General features: G+C 71.9%; 16 protein-coding genes. 10 read left to right on the forward strand and 6 right to left on the reverse strand.

Annotation, left to right across the window (positions count from 1 at the left end; translation table 11 throughout):
• The first annotated feature begins 105 nt into the window (after positions 1 to 105).
• The 3 genes from xseA to BMX65_RS20285 all read left to right on the forward strand — a co-directional run bounded on the left by xseA (position 106) and on the right by BMX65_RS20285 (position 2457).
• Positions 106 to 1320, forward strand: a complete 1215-nt coding sequence (gene xseA, locus BMX65_RS20275) for an exodeoxyribonuclease VII large subunit (protein ID WP_075001753.1) — start codon at positions 106 to 108, stop codon at positions 1318 to 1320.
• 9 nt (positions 1321 to 1329) lie between these two features.
• Positions 1330 to 1662, forward strand: a complete 333-nt coding sequence (locus BMX65_RS20280; RefSeq protein ID WP_239502107.1) for an exodeoxyribonuclease VII small subunit — start codon at positions 1330 to 1332, stop codon at positions 1660 to 1662.
• 201 nt (positions 1663 to 1863) lie between these two features.
• Positions 1864 to 2457 carry a malonic semialdehyde reductase gene (locus BMX65_RS20285; protein WP_075001754.1) on the forward strand — a complete coding sequence of 198 codons (594 nt, stop codon included), beginning with the start codon at positions 1864 to 1866 and terminating at the stop codon, positions 2455 to 2457.
• A gap of 215 nt (positions 2458 to 2672) precedes the next feature.
• On the opposite strand, the gene BMX65_RS20290 is transcribed toward BMX65_RS20285, so the two are convergent.
• Complete coding sequence (locus BMX65_RS20290; protein ID WP_075001755.1) at positions 2673 to 3263, reverse strand: DUF4245 domain-containing protein; 591 nt, start codon at positions 3261 to 3263, stop codon at positions 2673 to 2675.
• Positions 3264 to 3489: 226 nt separating this feature from the next.
• Between BMX65_RS20290 and glpX the strand changes: the two genes are divergently transcribed.
• Entirely contained in the window at positions 3490 to 4524 is a 1035-nt protein-coding gene (glpX, locus tag BMX65_RS20295) for a class II fructose-bisphosphatase (RefSeq protein WP_019355303.1), read from the forward strand.
• Positions 4525 to 4917: 393 nt separating this feature from the next.
• Here glpX and BMX65_RS20300 read toward each other — a convergent pair whose 3' ends face one another.
• Positions 4918 to 5289, reverse strand: coding sequence for a WhiB family transcriptional regulator (locus tag BMX65_RS20300; RefSeq protein WP_075001756.1), 372 nt, complete (start codon positions 5287 to 5289; stop codon positions 4918 to 4920).
• A gap of 235 nt (positions 5290 to 5524) precedes the next feature.
• Positions 5525 to 6313: a DUF1707 SHOCT-like domain-containing protein gene (locus BMX65_RS20305; protein ID WP_075001757.1), complete on the reverse strand. Its 789-nt coding sequence runs from the start codon at positions 6311 to 6313 to the stop codon at positions 5525 to 5527.
• A 126-nt stretch (positions 6314 to 6439) separates the two neighbouring features.
• On the opposite strand from BMX65_RS20305, the gene BMX65_RS20310 reads away from it, so the two are divergent.
• Positions 6440 to 8140 (forward strand): fumarate hydratase, encoded by a 1701-nt coding sequence (locus tag BMX65_RS20310; protein WP_075001758.1) that lies wholly within the window; start codon positions 6440 to 6442, stop codon positions 8138 to 8140.
• 137 nt (positions 8141 to 8277) lie between these two features.
• Here BMX65_RS20310 and BMX65_RS20315 read toward each other — a convergent pair whose 3' ends face one another.
• Positions 8278 to 8646: a VOC family protein gene (locus tag BMX65_RS20315; protein ID WP_075001759.1), complete on the reverse strand. Its 369-nt coding sequence runs from the start codon at positions 8644 to 8646 to the stop codon at positions 8278 to 8280.
• 66 nt (positions 8647 to 8712) lie between these two features.
• On the opposite strand from BMX65_RS20315, the gene BMX65_RS20320 reads away from it, so the two are divergent.
• The 4 genes from BMX65_RS20320 (at position 8713) to BMX65_RS20335 (ending at position 13954) form a co-directional block, all read left to right on the forward strand.
• The gene (locus tag BMX65_RS20320) at positions 8713 to 10134 is read left to right on the forward strand and encodes a class II fumarate hydratase (RefSeq protein ID WP_075001839.1); all 1422 of its coding nucleotides are present in this window, start codon (positions 8713 to 8715) and stop codon (positions 10132 to 10134) included.
• Positions 10135 to 10313: 179 nt separating this feature from the next.
• On the forward strand, positions 10314 to 11006 hold the full coding sequence (fomD, locus tag BMX65_RS20325) for a cytidylyl-2-hydroxypropylphosphonate hydrolase (RefSeq protein WP_075001760.1): 693 nt from the start codon (positions 10314 to 10316) through the stop codon (positions 11004 to 11006).
• Between the two features lie 184 nt (positions 11007 to 11190).
• A complete protein-coding gene (locus BMX65_RS20330) occupies positions 11191 to 11826 on the forward strand; it encodes a class I SAM-dependent methyltransferase (RefSeq protein WP_075001761.1) in 636 nt (211 codons plus the stop codon).
• Positions 11827 to 11875: 49 nt separating this feature from the next.
• Positions 11876 to 13954: a SpoIIE family protein phosphatase gene (locus tag BMX65_RS20335; RefSeq protein ID WP_075001762.1), complete on the forward strand. Its 2079-nt coding sequence runs from the start codon at positions 11876 to 11878 to the stop codon at positions 13952 to 13954.
• Positions 13955 to 14204: 250 nt separating this feature from the next.
• On the opposite strand, the gene BMX65_RS20340 is transcribed toward BMX65_RS20335, so the two are convergent.
• Together BMX65_RS20340 and BMX65_RS20345 are read right to left on the reverse strand one after the other, a co-directional pair.
• Positions 14205 to 14738: an alkyl hydroperoxide reductase gene (locus BMX65_RS20340; RefSeq protein ID WP_069992918.1), complete on the reverse strand. Its 534-nt coding sequence runs from the start codon at positions 14736 to 14738 to the stop codon at positions 14205 to 14207.
• A gap of 6 nt (positions 14739 to 14744) precedes the next feature.
• Complete coding sequence (locus BMX65_RS20345) at positions 14745 to 15299, reverse strand: peroxiredoxin (protein WP_075001840.1); 555 nt, start codon at positions 15297 to 15299, stop codon at positions 14745 to 14747.
• Between the two features lie 664 nt (positions 15300 to 15963).
• On the opposite strand from BMX65_RS20345, the gene BMX65_RS20350 reads away from it, so the two are divergent.
• Positions 15964 to 16260 (forward strand): hypothetical protein, encoded by a 297-nt coding sequence (locus BMX65_RS20350; RefSeq protein WP_143081869.1) that lies wholly within the window; start codon positions 15964 to 15966, stop codon positions 16258 to 16260.
• Positions 16261 to 16269: the final 9 nt, after the last annotated feature.

Here is a 16269-nt window from a genome sequence, read left to right on the forward strand (position 1 = left end):
GGAGGGAGCGGAGCAGCGTAGGAGTGTAGGGGACGGAGCGCAGGGGGCGCGGGCGACGGAGGCGGGAAGGGCCGGGCTGTCGGTGGCAGGGCCTAGCCTTCTCGCATGGCTCTCACCACGTCCGCCGAATCCCCGATCCCCGTCAGCGAGGTCTCGCGACTGATCCGCGGTTGGATCGACCGGCTGGGCGCCGTCTGGGTGGAGGGGCAGATCGTCCAGCTCTCGCCGCGGCCCGGTGCCGGCATCGTCTTCCTGACGCTTCGCGATCCCTCCCGCGAGGTCTCGCTCAGCGTCACCTGCTTCCGTCAGGTGTACGAGCAGGTCAAGGACGTCATCAGCGAGGGCGCCCGAGTGGTGGTCCACGCGAAGCCGGAGTGGTACGAGAAGACGGGGCGCCTCTCGCTGCGCGCCGCGGAGATCCGCCCGGTGGGTATGGGTGAGCTGCTGGCGCGGTTGGAGCGGCTGCGGAAGACGCTGGCGGCCGAGGGGCTGTTCGCGGCGGAGCGCAAGCGGCGGCTGCCGTTCCTGCCGCAGCGGATAGGGCTGATCACGGGCCGGGCCTCGGATGCCGAACGGGATGTGCTGCACACCGCGCGGGAGCGCTGGCCCGCCGTGCGCTTCGAGGTGCGGAACACGGCGGTCCAGGGGGTCTACGCGGTTCCGCAGATCATCGAGGCGCTGCAGGAACTGGACGCGCGGGCCGACGTGGACGTGATCATCGTGACGCGGGGCGGCGGCGGTATGGAGGATCTGCTGCCGTTCTCGGACGAGCGCCTGGTGCGCGCCGTCGCCGCCGCGCGGACCCCGGTGGTGTCGGCGATCGGGCACGAGGCCGACGCACCGCTGCTGGATCTGGTCGCCGACCTGCGCTCCCGCACGCCCACCCACGCGGCCAAGGACACCGTGCCGGATGTCGGCGAGGAGCACGAGCGGGTGCGCGCGCTGCGGGAGCGTGCCTGGCGGGTGATCAACGGGCTGCTGGAGCGCGAGGAGCGCGGCCTCGCGGAGGTGATGAGCCGCCCCGTGATGGCCGATCCGCACGCCATGGTGGCGGATCGGGAGGAGGGGGTCACGGCGCTGCTGGACCGCTCGCGGCGGGTGCTCGACCACCGGCTGGCCCGCGCGGAGGACGCCTTGGAGCACACCCGCGCCCGCGTCGTCGCGCTGTCTCCGGCCGCGACGCTGGAGCGGGGCTATGCGGTGCTGCAGCGGGAGGACGGTGCTGTGGTCCGGGACGCGGCCGAGGTCGCCGAGGGCGACCTGCTGCGGGCCCGGGTGGCCGACGGGGAGTTCGGCGTCGCTGTCGGTCCCCGCGCATAGGCTGGCGGTATGACGACGGAAACGGAAGGCCAGGTCGCCGCGGGCGGCCCGGCGGAGGCCGCGGCGGACGGTGCGGCCGGCTCGTCCCAGGCGGAGCTGGCCTCGGCGGACGCGCTCAGCTATGAGCAGGCGCGGGCCGAGTTGGTCGAGGTCGTGCAGCGGCTGGAGTCCGGTGGTTCGACGCTGGAGGAGTCGCTGGCGCTGTGGGAGCGTGGCGAGGAGCTGGCGGGAATCTGCCGCGCCTGGTTGGAGGGGGCGCGGGCCAGGCTGGACGCGGTGCTGGAAGAAGAGGAAGAAGAAGAGGAAGAAGAGGCGGAGGAAGCAGAGGAGGACGAGCGGTGAGCCGGGGGCGGTGAGCGGTGGGCGGCCGGCCCGGGAGCACCCGGTGCGGGGCACTGCCCATGGGGCGGGCGACCGGCGCCGGAGGCGGCCCGCCGGTGGCGCGCCGGGCGGCCACCGGAGGTGTTGTTCAAGCTTTAACTAGTGCTGGTTACACTTGTCTCTGCACCCCGAACGTCGCACGCAAAGGCAAGGCACCACCCCATGACACTCGCCCTCGACCCCGCAGCCCAGGACCTCCTCTTCCGTGAGGCCCGCACGGCCAACACCTTCACGGACGAACCGGTCACCGAGGAGCAGGTCCAGGCGATATACGACCTGGTGAAGTACGGCCCCACGGCTTTCAACCAGTCGCCGCTGCGCCTCACCCTGCTGCGCTCACCCGAGTCCCGGGAGCGGCTGCTGGCACACATGGCCGAGGGCAACGTGCCCAAGACCCGCAAGGCGCCGCTGACCGCAGTGCTCTCCTACGACCTGGACTTCCACGAGCGGCTTCCCGAGCTCTTCCCGCACGCCCCGCACATCAAGGACGCGTTCTTCGCGGAGGAGAGCACGCGCGAGAGCGCCGGTGCGCTGAACGCGGCGCTCCAGGCCGGGTACTTCATCCTCGGCGTGCGCTCCGCAGGGCTCGCGGTCGGCCCGATGACCGGCTTCGACCACGACGGCGTCGACAAGGAGTTCTTCGGCGACGGCCGCCAGCGCGTCCTGCTGGTCGCCAACATCGGGAAGCCGGGCCCCGACGCGTTCGCCCCGCGCTCGCCCCGACTCTCCTACGACGACGTGGTGACCGCCCTCTGAGCCACCGCCCCGTGCGGCACCGCCCTGCGCGGCGCCGTGCCCGGCGCTGATCGCCGAGCCGCGCCCAGCGACCCCTGAACCGCCCCCCGCGCGTACCCCCCCTCGCGCGGGGGGCTTCCCTTTGCGCCGGGGCGACGCCGGCGGTCCGCCGGGCCGGACGGACGCCGGTCCACCAGGCGGACCGCGCGCCGCGCGCTATCCGGCCTGCTCGGCGGCTATCCGGCCTGCTCGGCAGGGGACGCGGACGGGCTGTCGGCGGGCTTGTGCGACTCGGCGCGGAGCGCTCCGGCCAGCTCGCCCAGTTGCTGGAAGCTCGCCGTACCCGTGACCACCGTCACCGACTTGCCGTCCTCGGCGGTGCGCACCAGCGCGTCGTATTTGGGGCCGCGGTAGCGGGTCCACTCCGCGCCCGCGACGCGCTGCTTCTTCGCCGTCTTCTCCGCGCCCTGGGTGACGTCCTCGACGAACCGCGCCGGACGCTCCTCGTCGCTCTGCTCGACGGCGGCGTACTCGTTGTCCGGCGTCATGAAACCCAGGTGCCAGGCGGATCCCAGCGGGCTGTCCGCCTTGTAGCGGACAGAGGTGGCGCGCCACTGGTCGGACAGTCCCTGCGGCGCGGCGACCGGGTACGGCGCCGCGCGCCGTGCGGACGCCAGCTCGACGCGGTAACCGACGGCCTTGACCGGGTCCTTCTTGTCGTCGTGCGGAACGAACAGGTAGACGACCCCGGCGGCGAGAATGATCACTACCAGCGAGATGACCATGTCGCGCACGGCCTGTGCGCCGCGTTTCTTGTCTGCTGCCACGCCCCCATCGTCCCTTATGCCGGTCGGCGCCCCGCGCGAGGGTGCGCGCAGCGGGCGCAGCGCCCGGCCGGTGGCCGCGAGCACACCCCGCCCCGGCCGCTCATCCGTGGGCGCCCCTGCTCAGTCTGTGGCGTACGGGTAAAATCCTGCCCACCCTCGCCGAATCGGCACAGCTCACGTCGCCGCAGTGGCCGTCCAGAGTCGCCGTACAGAAAGGTGTGTTCCGATGACCGAACACCACCACCTGCCCTCCCCGCTCGAAGTCAGCCCGGAGGCACCTGACCGCAACCTGGCCCTGGAGTTGGTGCGGGTCACCGAGGCGGGGGCGATGGCGTCGGGGCGCTGGGTCGGCAAGGGGGACAAGAACGGTGCGGACGGCGCGGCGGTCAAGGCGATGCGCACGCTCGTCTCCACGGTCTCCATGAACGGCGTGGTGGTGATCGGCGAGGGCGAGAAGGACGAGGCCCCGATGCTCTACAACGGGGAGCGCGTCGGCGACGGCACCGGGGCCGAGTGCGATGTGGCCGTCGATCCGGTCGACGGCACGACACTCACGGCCAAGGGCATGGGCAACGCGGTCTCGGTGCTGGCCGTGGCCGAGCGGGGCTCGATGTTCGACCCCAGCGCCGTCTTCTACATGGACAAGCTGGTCACCGGGCCCGAGGCGGCGGAGTTCGTGGACATCACCGCGCCGCCCGCGGTGAACATCCGCCGGATCGCCAAGGCCAAGGGCTGCGGCGTCGAGGACGTGACCGTCGTCGTGCTCGACCGGCCGCGGCACGAGGGCCTGGTCAAGGAGATCCGCGAGGCGGGCGCCCGGATCAAGTTCATCTCGGACGGCGATGTGGCGGGTGCCGTCATGACGGTGCGCGAGGAGACCGGCGTCGACCTGCTGCTCGGGGTCGGCGGCACCCCGGAGGGCATCATCGCGGCCTGCGCGATCAAGTGCCTCGGCGGGACGATACAGGGCAAACTGTGGCCCAAGGACGACGAGGAGCGGCAGCGCGCTCTCGACGCGGGCCACGACCTGGACCAGGTGCTGCTCACCGACGACCTGGTCAGCGGTGAGAACGTGTTCTTCGTCGCCACCGGTATCACCGACGGCGACCTCCTGCGGGGTGTGCACTACCGCGGCGAACGCGCCTACACCCAGTCGCTGGTGATGCGGTCGAAGTCGGGCACCATCCGCCAGATCGACTCCGTGCACCGGCTCTCGAAGCTGCGCGCCTACAGCGCCGTCGACTTCGACCGCGCCCGCTGAGGGCTGCGCCCGCGGCCGGGCCCGCACCGGCTGCGGGCCCGCACCCGGCCGGAGCCGCCCGGTGACGTCGCCGGGGGCGGTCCGGGCCCGGGACCGGTGGTGCCGCCCTCCGGGGACGAGTGCGCATCCCGCACCCCGCACCCCGCGACGCCACACCCACACCCGGACCCACACCCGCGAGCGCACCCGCATCGGAGCCCGCGTTCCTGCGCGGTGGCACGGGCCTGCCCCGCACCCGCACCCGCGAGCGCGAGCGCGAGCGACCGGACAGTGGCAGCCCCTCCCCGGAGCAGTCACGGTTTCCCCGGAGCAACTCCCGGAGCAGTCCCGGAAGCAGCCCCTCCCCAGCGCCGGAGAGGGGCCGTGCGGAGCGGGGGTTCCGGGTGAGTGCAGCTAGGCGATACGGGAGACCTCCGCCGGCTGCCCCGCGGCGGCGGACTGCGCGGCGCGGCGGCGACGCGAGAGGACGACGCGGCGCTCCGCGGCGGTGAGGCCGCCCCAGACGCCGTACGGCTCGGGCATCACCAGGGCGTGCTCGCGGCACTCGACCAGGACGGGACAGCCCGAGCAGACGCGCTTGGCGGCCTGCTCGCGGGAGAGGCGGGCGGCGGTGGGCTCTTTGGAGGGGGCGAAGAAGAGACCCGCCTCGTCCCGGCGGCAGACGGCGTCCGCGTGCCAGGGGCCCGCTTGGTCGTCTCGCTCAGGCGTTCGCTGTGCGGGGACGGTGGCGGCGGCCTGCAGGGACTGATGCGGCGTGTGCAGCACGGTCTGCTCCTGACGCGACGACGGAGGTTTGTTTCCCCTTCACCCGTCTTGCGGCGTACGGCAGTCCGCGGCTCCCCCGCGGGCCCCTCGGGACCGGCTCGCAAACTCTCGCCGTACGCAAGACGATGCCCGAGCCCTACCCGCTGTACGCGCCGGTATGCATTGCGTGTCGTCTGATACGCGCCCCAGCGTGCGCTCCCCGGCGCACACTGAACACCCCATGCGCCCCGCCCGTTCAGAGCTCCTTGCGCAGCCGGTCGCGCAGGTTCTGGATGAGGCGGCCGCGCTTCGGCTTGGCGTCCACACCGCCGAAAATCGCCACTCCCTCGACCAGCACGGTCGGCGCGTCCGGATCCGCGGAGTCGTTGACGCGGACGTCGAAACCGCCGAAGATCCCGGCGCCCTTCTGCTGCAGGGTGACGTTCTCCGGGACCCGGATCTCGATTCCCCCGAAGATCGCAGTGGCGTTGATCTGCACATGCGGGTGCTCGAACAGCGCCTCGGTGAGGTCGATCTCGATCCCGCCGAAGCAGGCGAAAGCGTTGATCTTCCGCGGGACCCGCCAGCGCCCCTTGCGCCCGGCGCCGCTGAAGATGGCGACCAGGTTCTCCTTGGAGCAGTTGCCCGGCGCGGACGGGACGGAGGTGTGCGAGGCCGAGAAGTTCGCGAACGCGGTGCCGTAGGACCGCTGGCCGCCCCCGTGCGGTCCCGCGCCGTCGTGCTCTGCGCCGGAGGCGCCGGAGCGGCCCGCGGGAAGATCGCGCACGAGGGGCTCCAGCTCGCCCATCGTCTTGGCCCCGTAGACCGCCTCGATCCGCTCGCCGTGCTCCTCCGCGTCCAGCCGGCCCTCGGCGAGGGCCTCCCGGAGGATGTCCGCGACCCGGTCCCGGTCGGCGTCCGAGGCGCGCACCCCGCCGGGCTCCACAGCGGGGGCCGGCGCCGGCGCTGCCGCCGCGGCGGGCTCCGGGGACCGTTCGGCCGACTGCTGCTTCTGGAGCGAGGTGCGGGAAGAGTCTTCAGTCACAGGGGCAGCGTACCCAGACGCGATAGATCGCGACTACCCCCGCAGCGCCTCCTTGCACCCGGGTTCTACGCTGTGAGACGCGCTCCCATCGTCGAGAGCCGTAAGTGTGAGAGGAAGAGTCCCCGTATGTCTGCCAGCTCCCGACCGGCCAGCCCGGAGTTCTCCTACACGGATCTGCTCCCCGCCGGCGCGGACCCCACGCCGTACCGCCTGATCACCAGCGAGGGCGTGAGCACTTTCGAAGCGGACGGGCGGACCTTCCTCAGGGTGGAGCCGGAGGCGCTGCGCAAGCTGGCGGCCGAGGCCGTCCACGACATCCAGCACTACCTGCGCCCCGAGCACCTCGCGCAGCTCCGCCGCATCCTGGACGACCCCGAGGCCAGCGCCAACGACCGGTTCGTCGCACTGGACCTGCTCAAGAACGCCAACATCGCGGCGGCCGGGGTGCTGCCCATGTGCCAGGACACCGGCACGGCGATCGTGATGGGCAAGCGCGGCCAGCAGGTGCTGACGGCGGGCGGCGACGAGGAGGCCCTCTCGCGCGGCATCCACGACGCCTACACCCGGCTCAACCTGCGCTACTCGCAGATGGCTCCGCTCACCATGTGGGAGGAGAAGAACACCGGCACCAACCTCCCGGCCCAGATCGAGCTGTACGCGACGGACGGCGACGCCTACAAGTTCCTGTTCATGGCCAAGGGCGGCGGCAGCGCCAACAAGTCCTTCCTCTACCAGGAGACGAAGGCCGTGCTCAACGAGGCGAGCATGATGAAGTTCCTGGAGGAGAAGATCCGTTCGCTGGGCACGGCCGCCTGTCCGCCGTACCACCTGGCGATCGTCGTCGGCGGCACGAGCGCCGAGTACGCGCTCAAGACCGCCAAGTACGCCTCCGCGCACTACCTGGACGAGCTCCCGGACACCGGTTCGCCCGCCGGGCACGGCTTCCGCGACAAGGAGCTGGAGGAGAAGGTCTTCGAGCTCACGCAGCAGATCGGCATCGGCGCCCAGTTCGGCGGCAAGTACTTCTGCCACGACGTGCGCGTGGTGCGGCTGCCCCGGCACGGCGCCTCCTGCCCGGTCGCCATCGCGGTGTCCTGCTCGGCCGACCGCCAGGCCAAGGCGAAGATCACCGCCGAGGGCGTGTTCCTGGAGCAGTTGGAGACCGACCCGGCGCGCTTCCTGCCGGAGACGACGGACTCCGAGCTGACCGAGGGCGCGGGCGCCGACCTCGACGCGGTGCGGATCGACCTGGCGCGTCCCATGGACGAGATCCTGGCCGAGCTGACCAAGCATCCGGTCCGCACCCGGCTGTCGCTGACCGGCACGCTGGTCGTCGCCCGCGACATCGCGCACGCGAAGATCAAGGAGCGGCTGGACGCGGGCGAGGAGATGCCGCAGTACCTCAAGGACCACCCCGTCTACTACGCGGGCCCCGCCAAGACCCCCGAGGGGTACGCCTCCGGTTCCTTCGGCCCCACCACGGCCGGGCGGATGGACGCCTACGTCGAGCAGTTCCAGGCCGCGGGCGGCTCGAAGGTGATGCTGGCCAAGGGCAACCGCAGCAAGCAGGTCACCGACGCGTGCGCGGCGCACGGCGGCTTCTACCTCGGCTCCATCGGCGGCCCGGCCGCCCGGCTCGCCCAGGACTGCATCAAGAAGGTCGAGGTCCTGGAGTACGAGGAACTGGGCATGGAGGCGGTCTGGCGGATCGAGGTGGAGAACTTCCCGGCGTTCATCGTCGTCGACGACAAGGGGAACGACTTCTTCGCCGACCCCGCACCCGAGCAGCCGTTCGTCACCTCCATCCCGGTGCGCCCCGGCTCCTGACTCATCCGCCGGGGCACAGCGTCACCCCGGCAGGGCTCCCGGGCCCGGTGCCGGCACCCGACCGGCACCGGGCCCGATGACAGCACCCGGGGCCGGTTCCCGGGCCCGGCCCACCCGGCAGGGCCGGGGCGGGATCCTCACAGGTCCTGGACCGTCCGCTGCAGCAGGCAGAACTCGTTGCCCTCCGGGTCGGCGAGCACCGTCCAGGTGACGTCCGGGGGCTGGCCGACGTCCACCCGGGTGGCGCCCAGCTCCAGGAGGCGCCGCAGCTCCTCCTCGGTGGTGCTGCCGTCGGCCCGCAGGTCGAGGTGGAGGCGGTTCTTGAGCGTCTTGCGCTCCGGGACGGGGAAGACGTCGATGCCCGGCAGCGCCGGGTCCGACGGGCCGATGGTGATCCCGCCGTCGGCCTCCTCCCTGATCCGCCAGTCCAGCACCCGGCACCAGAAGTCGGCCACGACCCGGGGTTCCAGAGCGTCGATGCACAGCACCGAGATACGACTCGTCATGCCCGGACCCTAGCCAGGAATGCGGCCGGGATGCGAGATGCTGAGGAGCAGGGAGGTGTGCGCACGATGACGGACAGCACAGACAGCACCGGGTACCGGGTCGAGCACGACTCGATGGGAGAGGTGCGGGTTCCCGCGGACGCCAAGTGGCGTGCGCAGACGCAGCGCGCCGTGGAGAACTTCCCCGTCAGCGGGCAGCGGCTGGAGCGCGCTCACATCCAGGCGCTGGCCCGCGTCAAGGCGGCGGCCGCGGTGGTCAACGCCCGGCTCGGGGTGCTGGACGAGGAGCGGGCCGAGGCGGTGCGGGCCGCGGCCGAGGAGGTCGCCGAGGGCCGCTGGGACGACCACTTCCCGGTCGACGTGTTCCAGACCGGTTCGGGCACCTCCTCGAACATGAACATGAACGAGGTGCTGGCGACCCTGGCCACCGAGCGGCTGGCCGCCGCGGGTTCCCAGCCGCCCTCCGTACATCCGAACGACCACGTCAACGCCAGCCAGTCGTCGAACGACGTCTTCCCCTCGTCCATCCACATCGCGGCGACCGCTGCGGTGACCGCCGACCTGGTCCCGGCGCTGGAACACCTGGCCGGCTCGCTGGAGGGGAAGGCCGCGGAGTTCGCCGACGTGGTCAAGTCGGGGCGCACCCACTTGATGGATGCCACCCCGGTGACGCTGGGCCAGGAGTTCGCCGGCTACGCGGCGCAGATGCGGTACGGCGTCGAACGGCTGCGGGCCGCACTCCCCCGGCTGGCCGAACTCCCGCTCGGCGGCACGGCCGTGGGGACCGGGATCAACACCCCGCCGGGCTTCGCGGCCGCCGTCATCGAGGAGGTGGCCGAGGCCACCGGGCTGCCGCTGACCGAGGCCCGGGACCACTTCGAGGCGCAGGGCGCGCGGGACGCGCTGGTGGAGACCTCCGGGCAGCTACGGACGGTCGCCGTGGGGCTGACCAAGATCTGCAACGATCTGCGCTGGATGGCCTCGGGACCGCGCACCGGCCTGGCCGAGATCGCGCTGCCCGACCTGCAGCCCGGCTCGTCGATCATGCCGGGCAAGGTCAACCCGGTCGTCCCGGAGGCGGTGCTGATGGTGGCGGCGCAGGTCACGGGGAACGACGCGACGGTGGCGGCGGCCGGGGCCGCGGGCAATTTCGAGCTCAACGTGATGCTGCCCGTCATGGCCAAGAACCTGCTGGAGTCGATCCGGCTGCTGTCCAACGCCGCGCGGCTGCTGGCCGACCGCACGGTGGACGGCATCACCGCGAACACCCGGCGGGCGCGGGAGTTCGCCGAGTCCTCGCCCTCGGTCGTCACGCCGCTGAACCGGTACATCGGCTACGAGAGCGCGGCGGCCGTGGCCAAGCGGGCCATGGCCGAGGAGTGCACCATCCGCGAGGCGGTGCTGGCCGCGGGGCACGTGGAGCGCGGGGAGCTGACGCTGGAACAACTGGACGCCGCGCTGGACGTGCTGGACATGACGCGCCCCTGAGCCGGGCGGACCCTCCCCGGGCAGGCAGCCCCCTGGGTCCGGTGTGCCGCACGCCCGCGTGACACACCGGACCCGGGGACTCCCCGGGGACGGGGTCCCCGGGCCGGGGCGGAACGGCACCCGGCGCGCTGCGGCACAGCTCACGGCGGTCCGACCGGCCGCACATCTAAGATCCCGTCATGACAGCGGAACAGACGGCGCACCGGCAGCGGTGGCCCACAGGCACTCCGATCCTGTGGCGGTACCGCGCCAACGGCGCCACGCACCCCCACATCTGCCGCCCTGTGACCGTCGTCCGGGACACGGCGGAGCTGCTGGCGGTCTGGCTGGCGCCCGGCACGCGGTGCGTGCGGCCCGAGATGGCCGACGGCACGCCTGTGCACCACGAGCCCCTGGCCACCCGCTACACCAAGCCGCGCAGGGCCTCCTTCGCCCCCTGGTTCGGGACGGGTGTGCTGAAGCTGGCGCGTCCGGGCGAGCCGTGGTCGGTGTGGCTCTTCTGGGCGGACGGCTGGCAGTTCAAGAACTTCTACGTCAATCTCGAGGAGCCGCTGCTGCGCTGGCCGGGCGGGGTGGACTCCGAGGACCACTTCCTGGACCTGGAGGTGCGCCCGGACGGCCGCTGGGAGTGGCGGGACGAGGACGAGTTCGCCGAGGCGCAGCGGGCCGGGCTGCTGGATGCGGCGCTGGCCGAGCGGATCCGTGCGGCGGGGCTGCGCGCGGTCGAGGCGGTGCGCTCCTGGGGCTCGCCGTTCGCGGACGGCTGGGAGCACTGGCGGCCCGATCCGTCCTGGCCGGTGCCGCCGCTGCCGGAGGACTGGGACCGGCCGCCGCGGAATGCGTCCGGGCACCGGCCTCCCGATGCCCCTTGATGCGCCCCCATACTGCAAACGTAGGATCAACGTCCGTAAACAGTACCGCTGCACAACAACTCCCCTCACCCCCCGGGGACTTGACCGGCAGCCAGGAAGGAGCCGAGCCGTGAGCAGCTCTGCGGGTTTCGGGGCCGGCGGAACGTCCGGGGCGGACTTCGGGGTATATGACGGATTCGCCCGGATGAGCATCGACAGATCCGGGCAGCCCGAGGCGTTCGACGCCATAGGGGACCGCTACGACGAGGCATTCCCGCACAAGGAAGGCCAGCTCGACTGCGGTACCTGGCTGGCGGACCAGTTGCCGCCCGGGTCCCGGGTACTGGACGTGGGCTGCGGAACCGGTCTGCCGACGGCACGTCAGCTCGCCGACGCGGGGCACTCGGTCGTGGGCATCGACCTGTCGTCCTCGATGCTGAAGCTGTGCCGCGACAACGTCCCCGAGGCCGACTGCCACAGGCTGGACGTGGCGGCGCTGGAGTCCTCGGGCCTGGGTCCCTTCGACGGTGTCGCCGCCTTCTTCTCACTGTTGATGCTGCCCCGCGACGAGATCCCGTTCGCGCTGCGCGCCCTGCACCGGCAACTGCGCGGCGACGGCCCGCTGGCGCTGGGGATGGTGGAGGCGGACGTGAACGATTTCGCCATCCCGTTCCTGGGCAACTCGATCCGGGTATCCGGCTATCTGCGGGACGAACTGCGCGGGGTGGTCCAGGACGCGGGATTCGATGTCGTGGGTGAGGACGCACGCGCGTACGCTCCTGCGAGCACGGACATACCTCCCGAGATTCAGCTTTTCTTGCAGTGCCGACGACGCCCATAGACCGCGAGCACCCAGCGCAGGGCGTGCGCCGACGCGCAGCCCCGGATGGATGGAAACCGAACGCGTGACGGAGCACGAGAAACCTGCGGTGAGCAGCACCACCGATCCGACGCACCCCGCACCGTCGGGGGACGCCCCCACCGGCGCCGGGGAGCAGCCGGCGGGGCGGGAGCGCGAGGGCGCTCCGCCGAGACCGCGGCCGCACCCGCCGCAGCCCGGCGACGCCGCAGAGCGGGCCGTCGCCGAGCCGACGGCGGAGGACGACGCGCTCAGCGAGCGCTCCGAGCGGGAGCGCCGCGGCGGCGACCGGCTGCGGTTCGTCGGCGCGGCGACGCGGCGCATCGCGCGCGGAGTGGACCTGGACGAGACGGTACTGGGCCTGTGCCGTGCCAGTGTGCCGGCCTACTCGGACGCGATCCTCGTCTATCTGCGTGATCCGCTGCCGGTCGGCGACGAGCGGCCCACCGGCCCGTTCATGCTGCGGCTGCGGCGCAGCGACCGGATCCCCGAGGACCCGCTGTCCGCGCAGGCGCTGCAGGCCGCGCAGACGTCGGCGGGACTGGCGGCGCCCGAGGCCGCCGGGCATCCGGCCGACGCCGGATATCAGGGGCGGGCCGCGGCGGAGGCGGCGGGCCTGTCGCTGGGCATGGCGGCGGGTATGGCGGCGGGCGCGGCGGGCACCGCGGCGGCGCAGCTCGCCGAGGTGCGCGCGGGCGGCCCGCTGGCCGAGGTGCTGCGCGGGGTGCGGCCGGTCTTCGCGGACTCTCCCGCGGCGAGCGCCGCGCTGCCCGAACTCCTCGGCCCGGAGCGGGACGTGCCCGGCGGGCACCGGGCCATCCTGGCGCCGCTGCGGGGCCGCCGCCGGGTGATCGGCGCCGCGGTCTTCCTGCGCCGCCCGGACCGGCCCGCCTTCGAGCCGGACGATCTGCTGATCGCCGCGCAACTGGCCACCCATACGGCGCTGGGCGTGGACAAGGCGGTGCTCTACGGGCGGGAGGCGTACATCGCCGACGAGCTCCAGCGCACCATGCTCCCGGACGAGCTCCCGCAGCCCACCGGAGTGACCCTGGCCAGCCGCTATCTGCCCGCCGCCGAGACGGCGCGGGTCGGCGGCGACTGGTACGACGCCATTCCGCTGCCCGGTTCACGGGTGGCGCTGGTGGTCGGGGATGTAATGGGCCACTCGATGACGTCCGCCGCGATCATGGGCCAGTTGCGGACGACGGCGCAGACCCTGGCCGGGCTGGACCTGCCGCCCCAGGAGGTGCTGCACCACCTGGACGAGCAGGCCCAGCGGCTCGGCAGCGACCGCATGGCGACCTGCCTGTACGCCGTCTACGACCCGGTCGCACACCGCATCGTGATCGCCAACGCGGGCCACCCGCCGCCGGTGATGCTGCACCGCAGCGGACGGGCCGAGGTGCTGCGGATACCGGCGGGTGCGCCGATCGGCGTGGGCGGCGTCGACTTCGAGGCCGTGGAGCTGGACGCACCGGCGGGGGCCACGCTGCTGTTCTACACCGACGGGCTGGTGGAGTCGCGGCAGCGCGACGTGTGGACCGGCATCGAGCACCTGCGCGAGAAGCTCGCCGCGACCGCGCGGCTGACCCGACCCGGCGCCTCGGCCCCGCTGGAGCCGCTGTGCGACGAGGTGCTGGACATCGTGGGTCCGGGCGACCGGGACGACGACATCGCGCTGCTGGCCGCCCGGTTCGACGGCATCGCGCCGAGCGACGTGGCGTACTGGTTCCTCGACCCGCGCGCCCAGACCGCGCGGCAGGCCCGTCGGCTGGCGCGCAGGGCGCTGACCCGCTGGGGCCTGGAGGAGCTGTCGGACTCGGTCGAGCTGCTGGTGAGCGAGATCGTCACGAACGCGGTGCGGTACGCGGAACGCCCCATCACACTGCGGCTGCTGCGCACCGACACGCTGCGCTGCGAGGTGGGCGACGACGTACCGCAGTTGCCCCGGCTGCGGCAGGCCCGCGCCACCGACGAGGGTGGACGCGGGCTGTATCTGGTCAACCGGCTGGCCCGGCGGTGGGGCGCCACCCGGCTGTCCACCGGCAAGGTGGTCTGGTTCGAACTCCCGGTCCCGGACGCCGGACCGGACCCTGAACCGGAGCTGTGAGGCACGGCGGCCGGGTACTCGGAGCGCCGGGCCCTGTCAGCACGGATCGGCGCCGGCCGGTACGGATCGGCGCCGGCCGGCGCGGATCTGGCCGGCGCGGTTCCGGTCGGTCCGGGCCCGGCCGGTGCGCGTCCGGCGCGTACGCCCCGGGCCGACTCGGCCCGGCCGGTGACACGGCACGGCCCCGGGTGCGCCGCCGTGCGGGCGGGCGCACCCGGGGCCGGACACAGGTGCCGCGAGAGCGCGGGGCTCAGCCCGCGAGCTGCTCCTCGGCGTCCAGGGTGGCGCCGACCGCCTGGAGGACGGCCGCGATCTTGAAGGCTTCCTGGATCGTCTCGCGGTCCACTCCGGCCTTGCGCAGCACCTGCTCGTGCGAGTCGAGGCACTGGCCGCAGCCGTTGATCGCGGAGACGGCGAGCGACCACAGCTCGAAGTCCGCCTTCTCGACACCGGGGTTGCCGATGACGTTCATCCGCAGCCCGGCACGCAGCGTGCCGTACTCCGGGTCCGACAGCAGGTGCCGGGTGCGGTAGAAGACGTTGTTCATCGCCATGACGGCGGCGGCCGACTTGGCGGCGGTGTACGCCTCCTCGCTCAGGTTCTCCCTGGCCTCCGGCTCCAGTGCGCGCAGCACGATCCCGGAACGGGACGCGATGGCGCAGGACAGCACGGTGCCCCAGAGCTGCTGCTTGGGCAGCTCCGAGTTGCCTATGACGGAACCGAGGTTGAGCTTGAGGTCCTTCGCGTAACCGGGAAGGGCCGACTTCAGGTCGTCGAGAGCCATGGCTTCTCACTCACCAGCCAGCAGCGAGACCGGGTCGAGAGTCTCCTCGCCCTGGGTCCAGTTGCAGGGGCACAGCTCGTCGGTCTGCAGCGCGTCGAGGACCCGCAGGACCTCCTTGGGGTTACGGCCGACGGAGCCCGCGGTCACCATCGTGAACTGGATCTCGTTGTTCTGGTCCACGATGAAGACGGCGCGCTGCGCGAAGCCGTCCTCGCCCTCGATGCCGAGCGCGCGCATCAGCTCGTGCTTGGAGTCGGCCATCATCGGGAACGGCAGGTCGGTCAGGTCCGGGTGGTCCTTGCGCCAGGCGTGGTGCACGAACTCCGAGTCACCGGAGAAGCCGAGGATCTGCGCGTCGCGGTCGGCGAACTCCTCGTTCAGCTTGCCGAAGGCGGAGATCTCCGTCGGGCAGACGAAGGTGAAGTCCTTCGGCCAAGCGAAGACGACCTTCCACTTGCCCTCGTAGGTCTTGTGGTTGATGTCCTCGAACTCCTTGCCCTTCTCCAGGGAGACGCAGGCAGTCAGCTCGAACTCAGGAAACTTGTCACCGACAGTGAGCACGTACACACTCCTTGTGCTTGCGACCAGGATGCCCGGATTGCGAGCATTCCTGGAGGTTGGTCGGAACCACCTAACCACACGGGGCATTGATCGCGGAAATCGGCATGTGCGTGCCCGTTGATCGCCTCCACTTATCAGAGTCCGGGCTCCCGGCAGCGACCCGCCCGGGGCCCCCGGGCCTCCCGCATCCGCACCGAAAGCCGCACCGAAAGCCGCACCGAAAGCCGCACACCCGCAATCCCCTGCGCACCACCGGCACCCGCTCGGGGCCTGCCCTCAGCCGTCCACACACAGGTGAACACCGATCCCCGCTTCGCAGCGGGTGCGCAGCAGCAGCCCCACCTGCCGCACCCTCGCTCAAAACTCCCTCCTGAATGAGGAGTTCACGGGTTACAGTCCTCTGGCAGGTACCTGAATGGGGGGTTCTACGATGACTCGGACAAGCATATGGCGTTTTGTTACTGTTTCAACTGCGGCGGTCGGTCTCCTGTTACCGCTCAGCACCTCGGCCGCAGCTTCTGACGCGGACACGTTGATCGATGCGCCGGTGCGCCCGGGAGCGCACAGCGAACCAGGTGCCGCGGCTTCGGACGACGCCGGGAGCGTTCCGCCTGACGCCGAAGCGCGCATCAATCTCTTCACCACTCACGGCGACAACGCACATGTGACCCGGGGTGAAGTGTCCGTGCACGGATGGTGGACCAAGCAGAGCGGACCGGCCACCAAAGCCAAAGTCACGGTGTGGCTCCAGGCACACAAGGGGTCGAAGTGGAAGACCGTCAAAAAGGGAGTCCGCACCGTCAAGCCGGGAACGAGCAAGCGCGCCAACGCCCGGAAGAAGTGCAAGAACACCACCACGAAGGTCAAGTTCCGCACGAAGGTCGATGTCGACATCATCGGATACCCCGACTCGCCCAGAAAGCTGTACACCAAGGGCGTCAAGCGCCGCTGCAAGGTGTGACAGCCGCGA

The organism is Streptomyces qinglanensis, from assembly GCF_900111245.1.
GTDB classification, from domain to species: Bacteria; Actinomycetota; Actinomycetes; order Streptomycetales; family Streptomycetaceae; genus Streptomyces; species Streptomyces qinglanensis.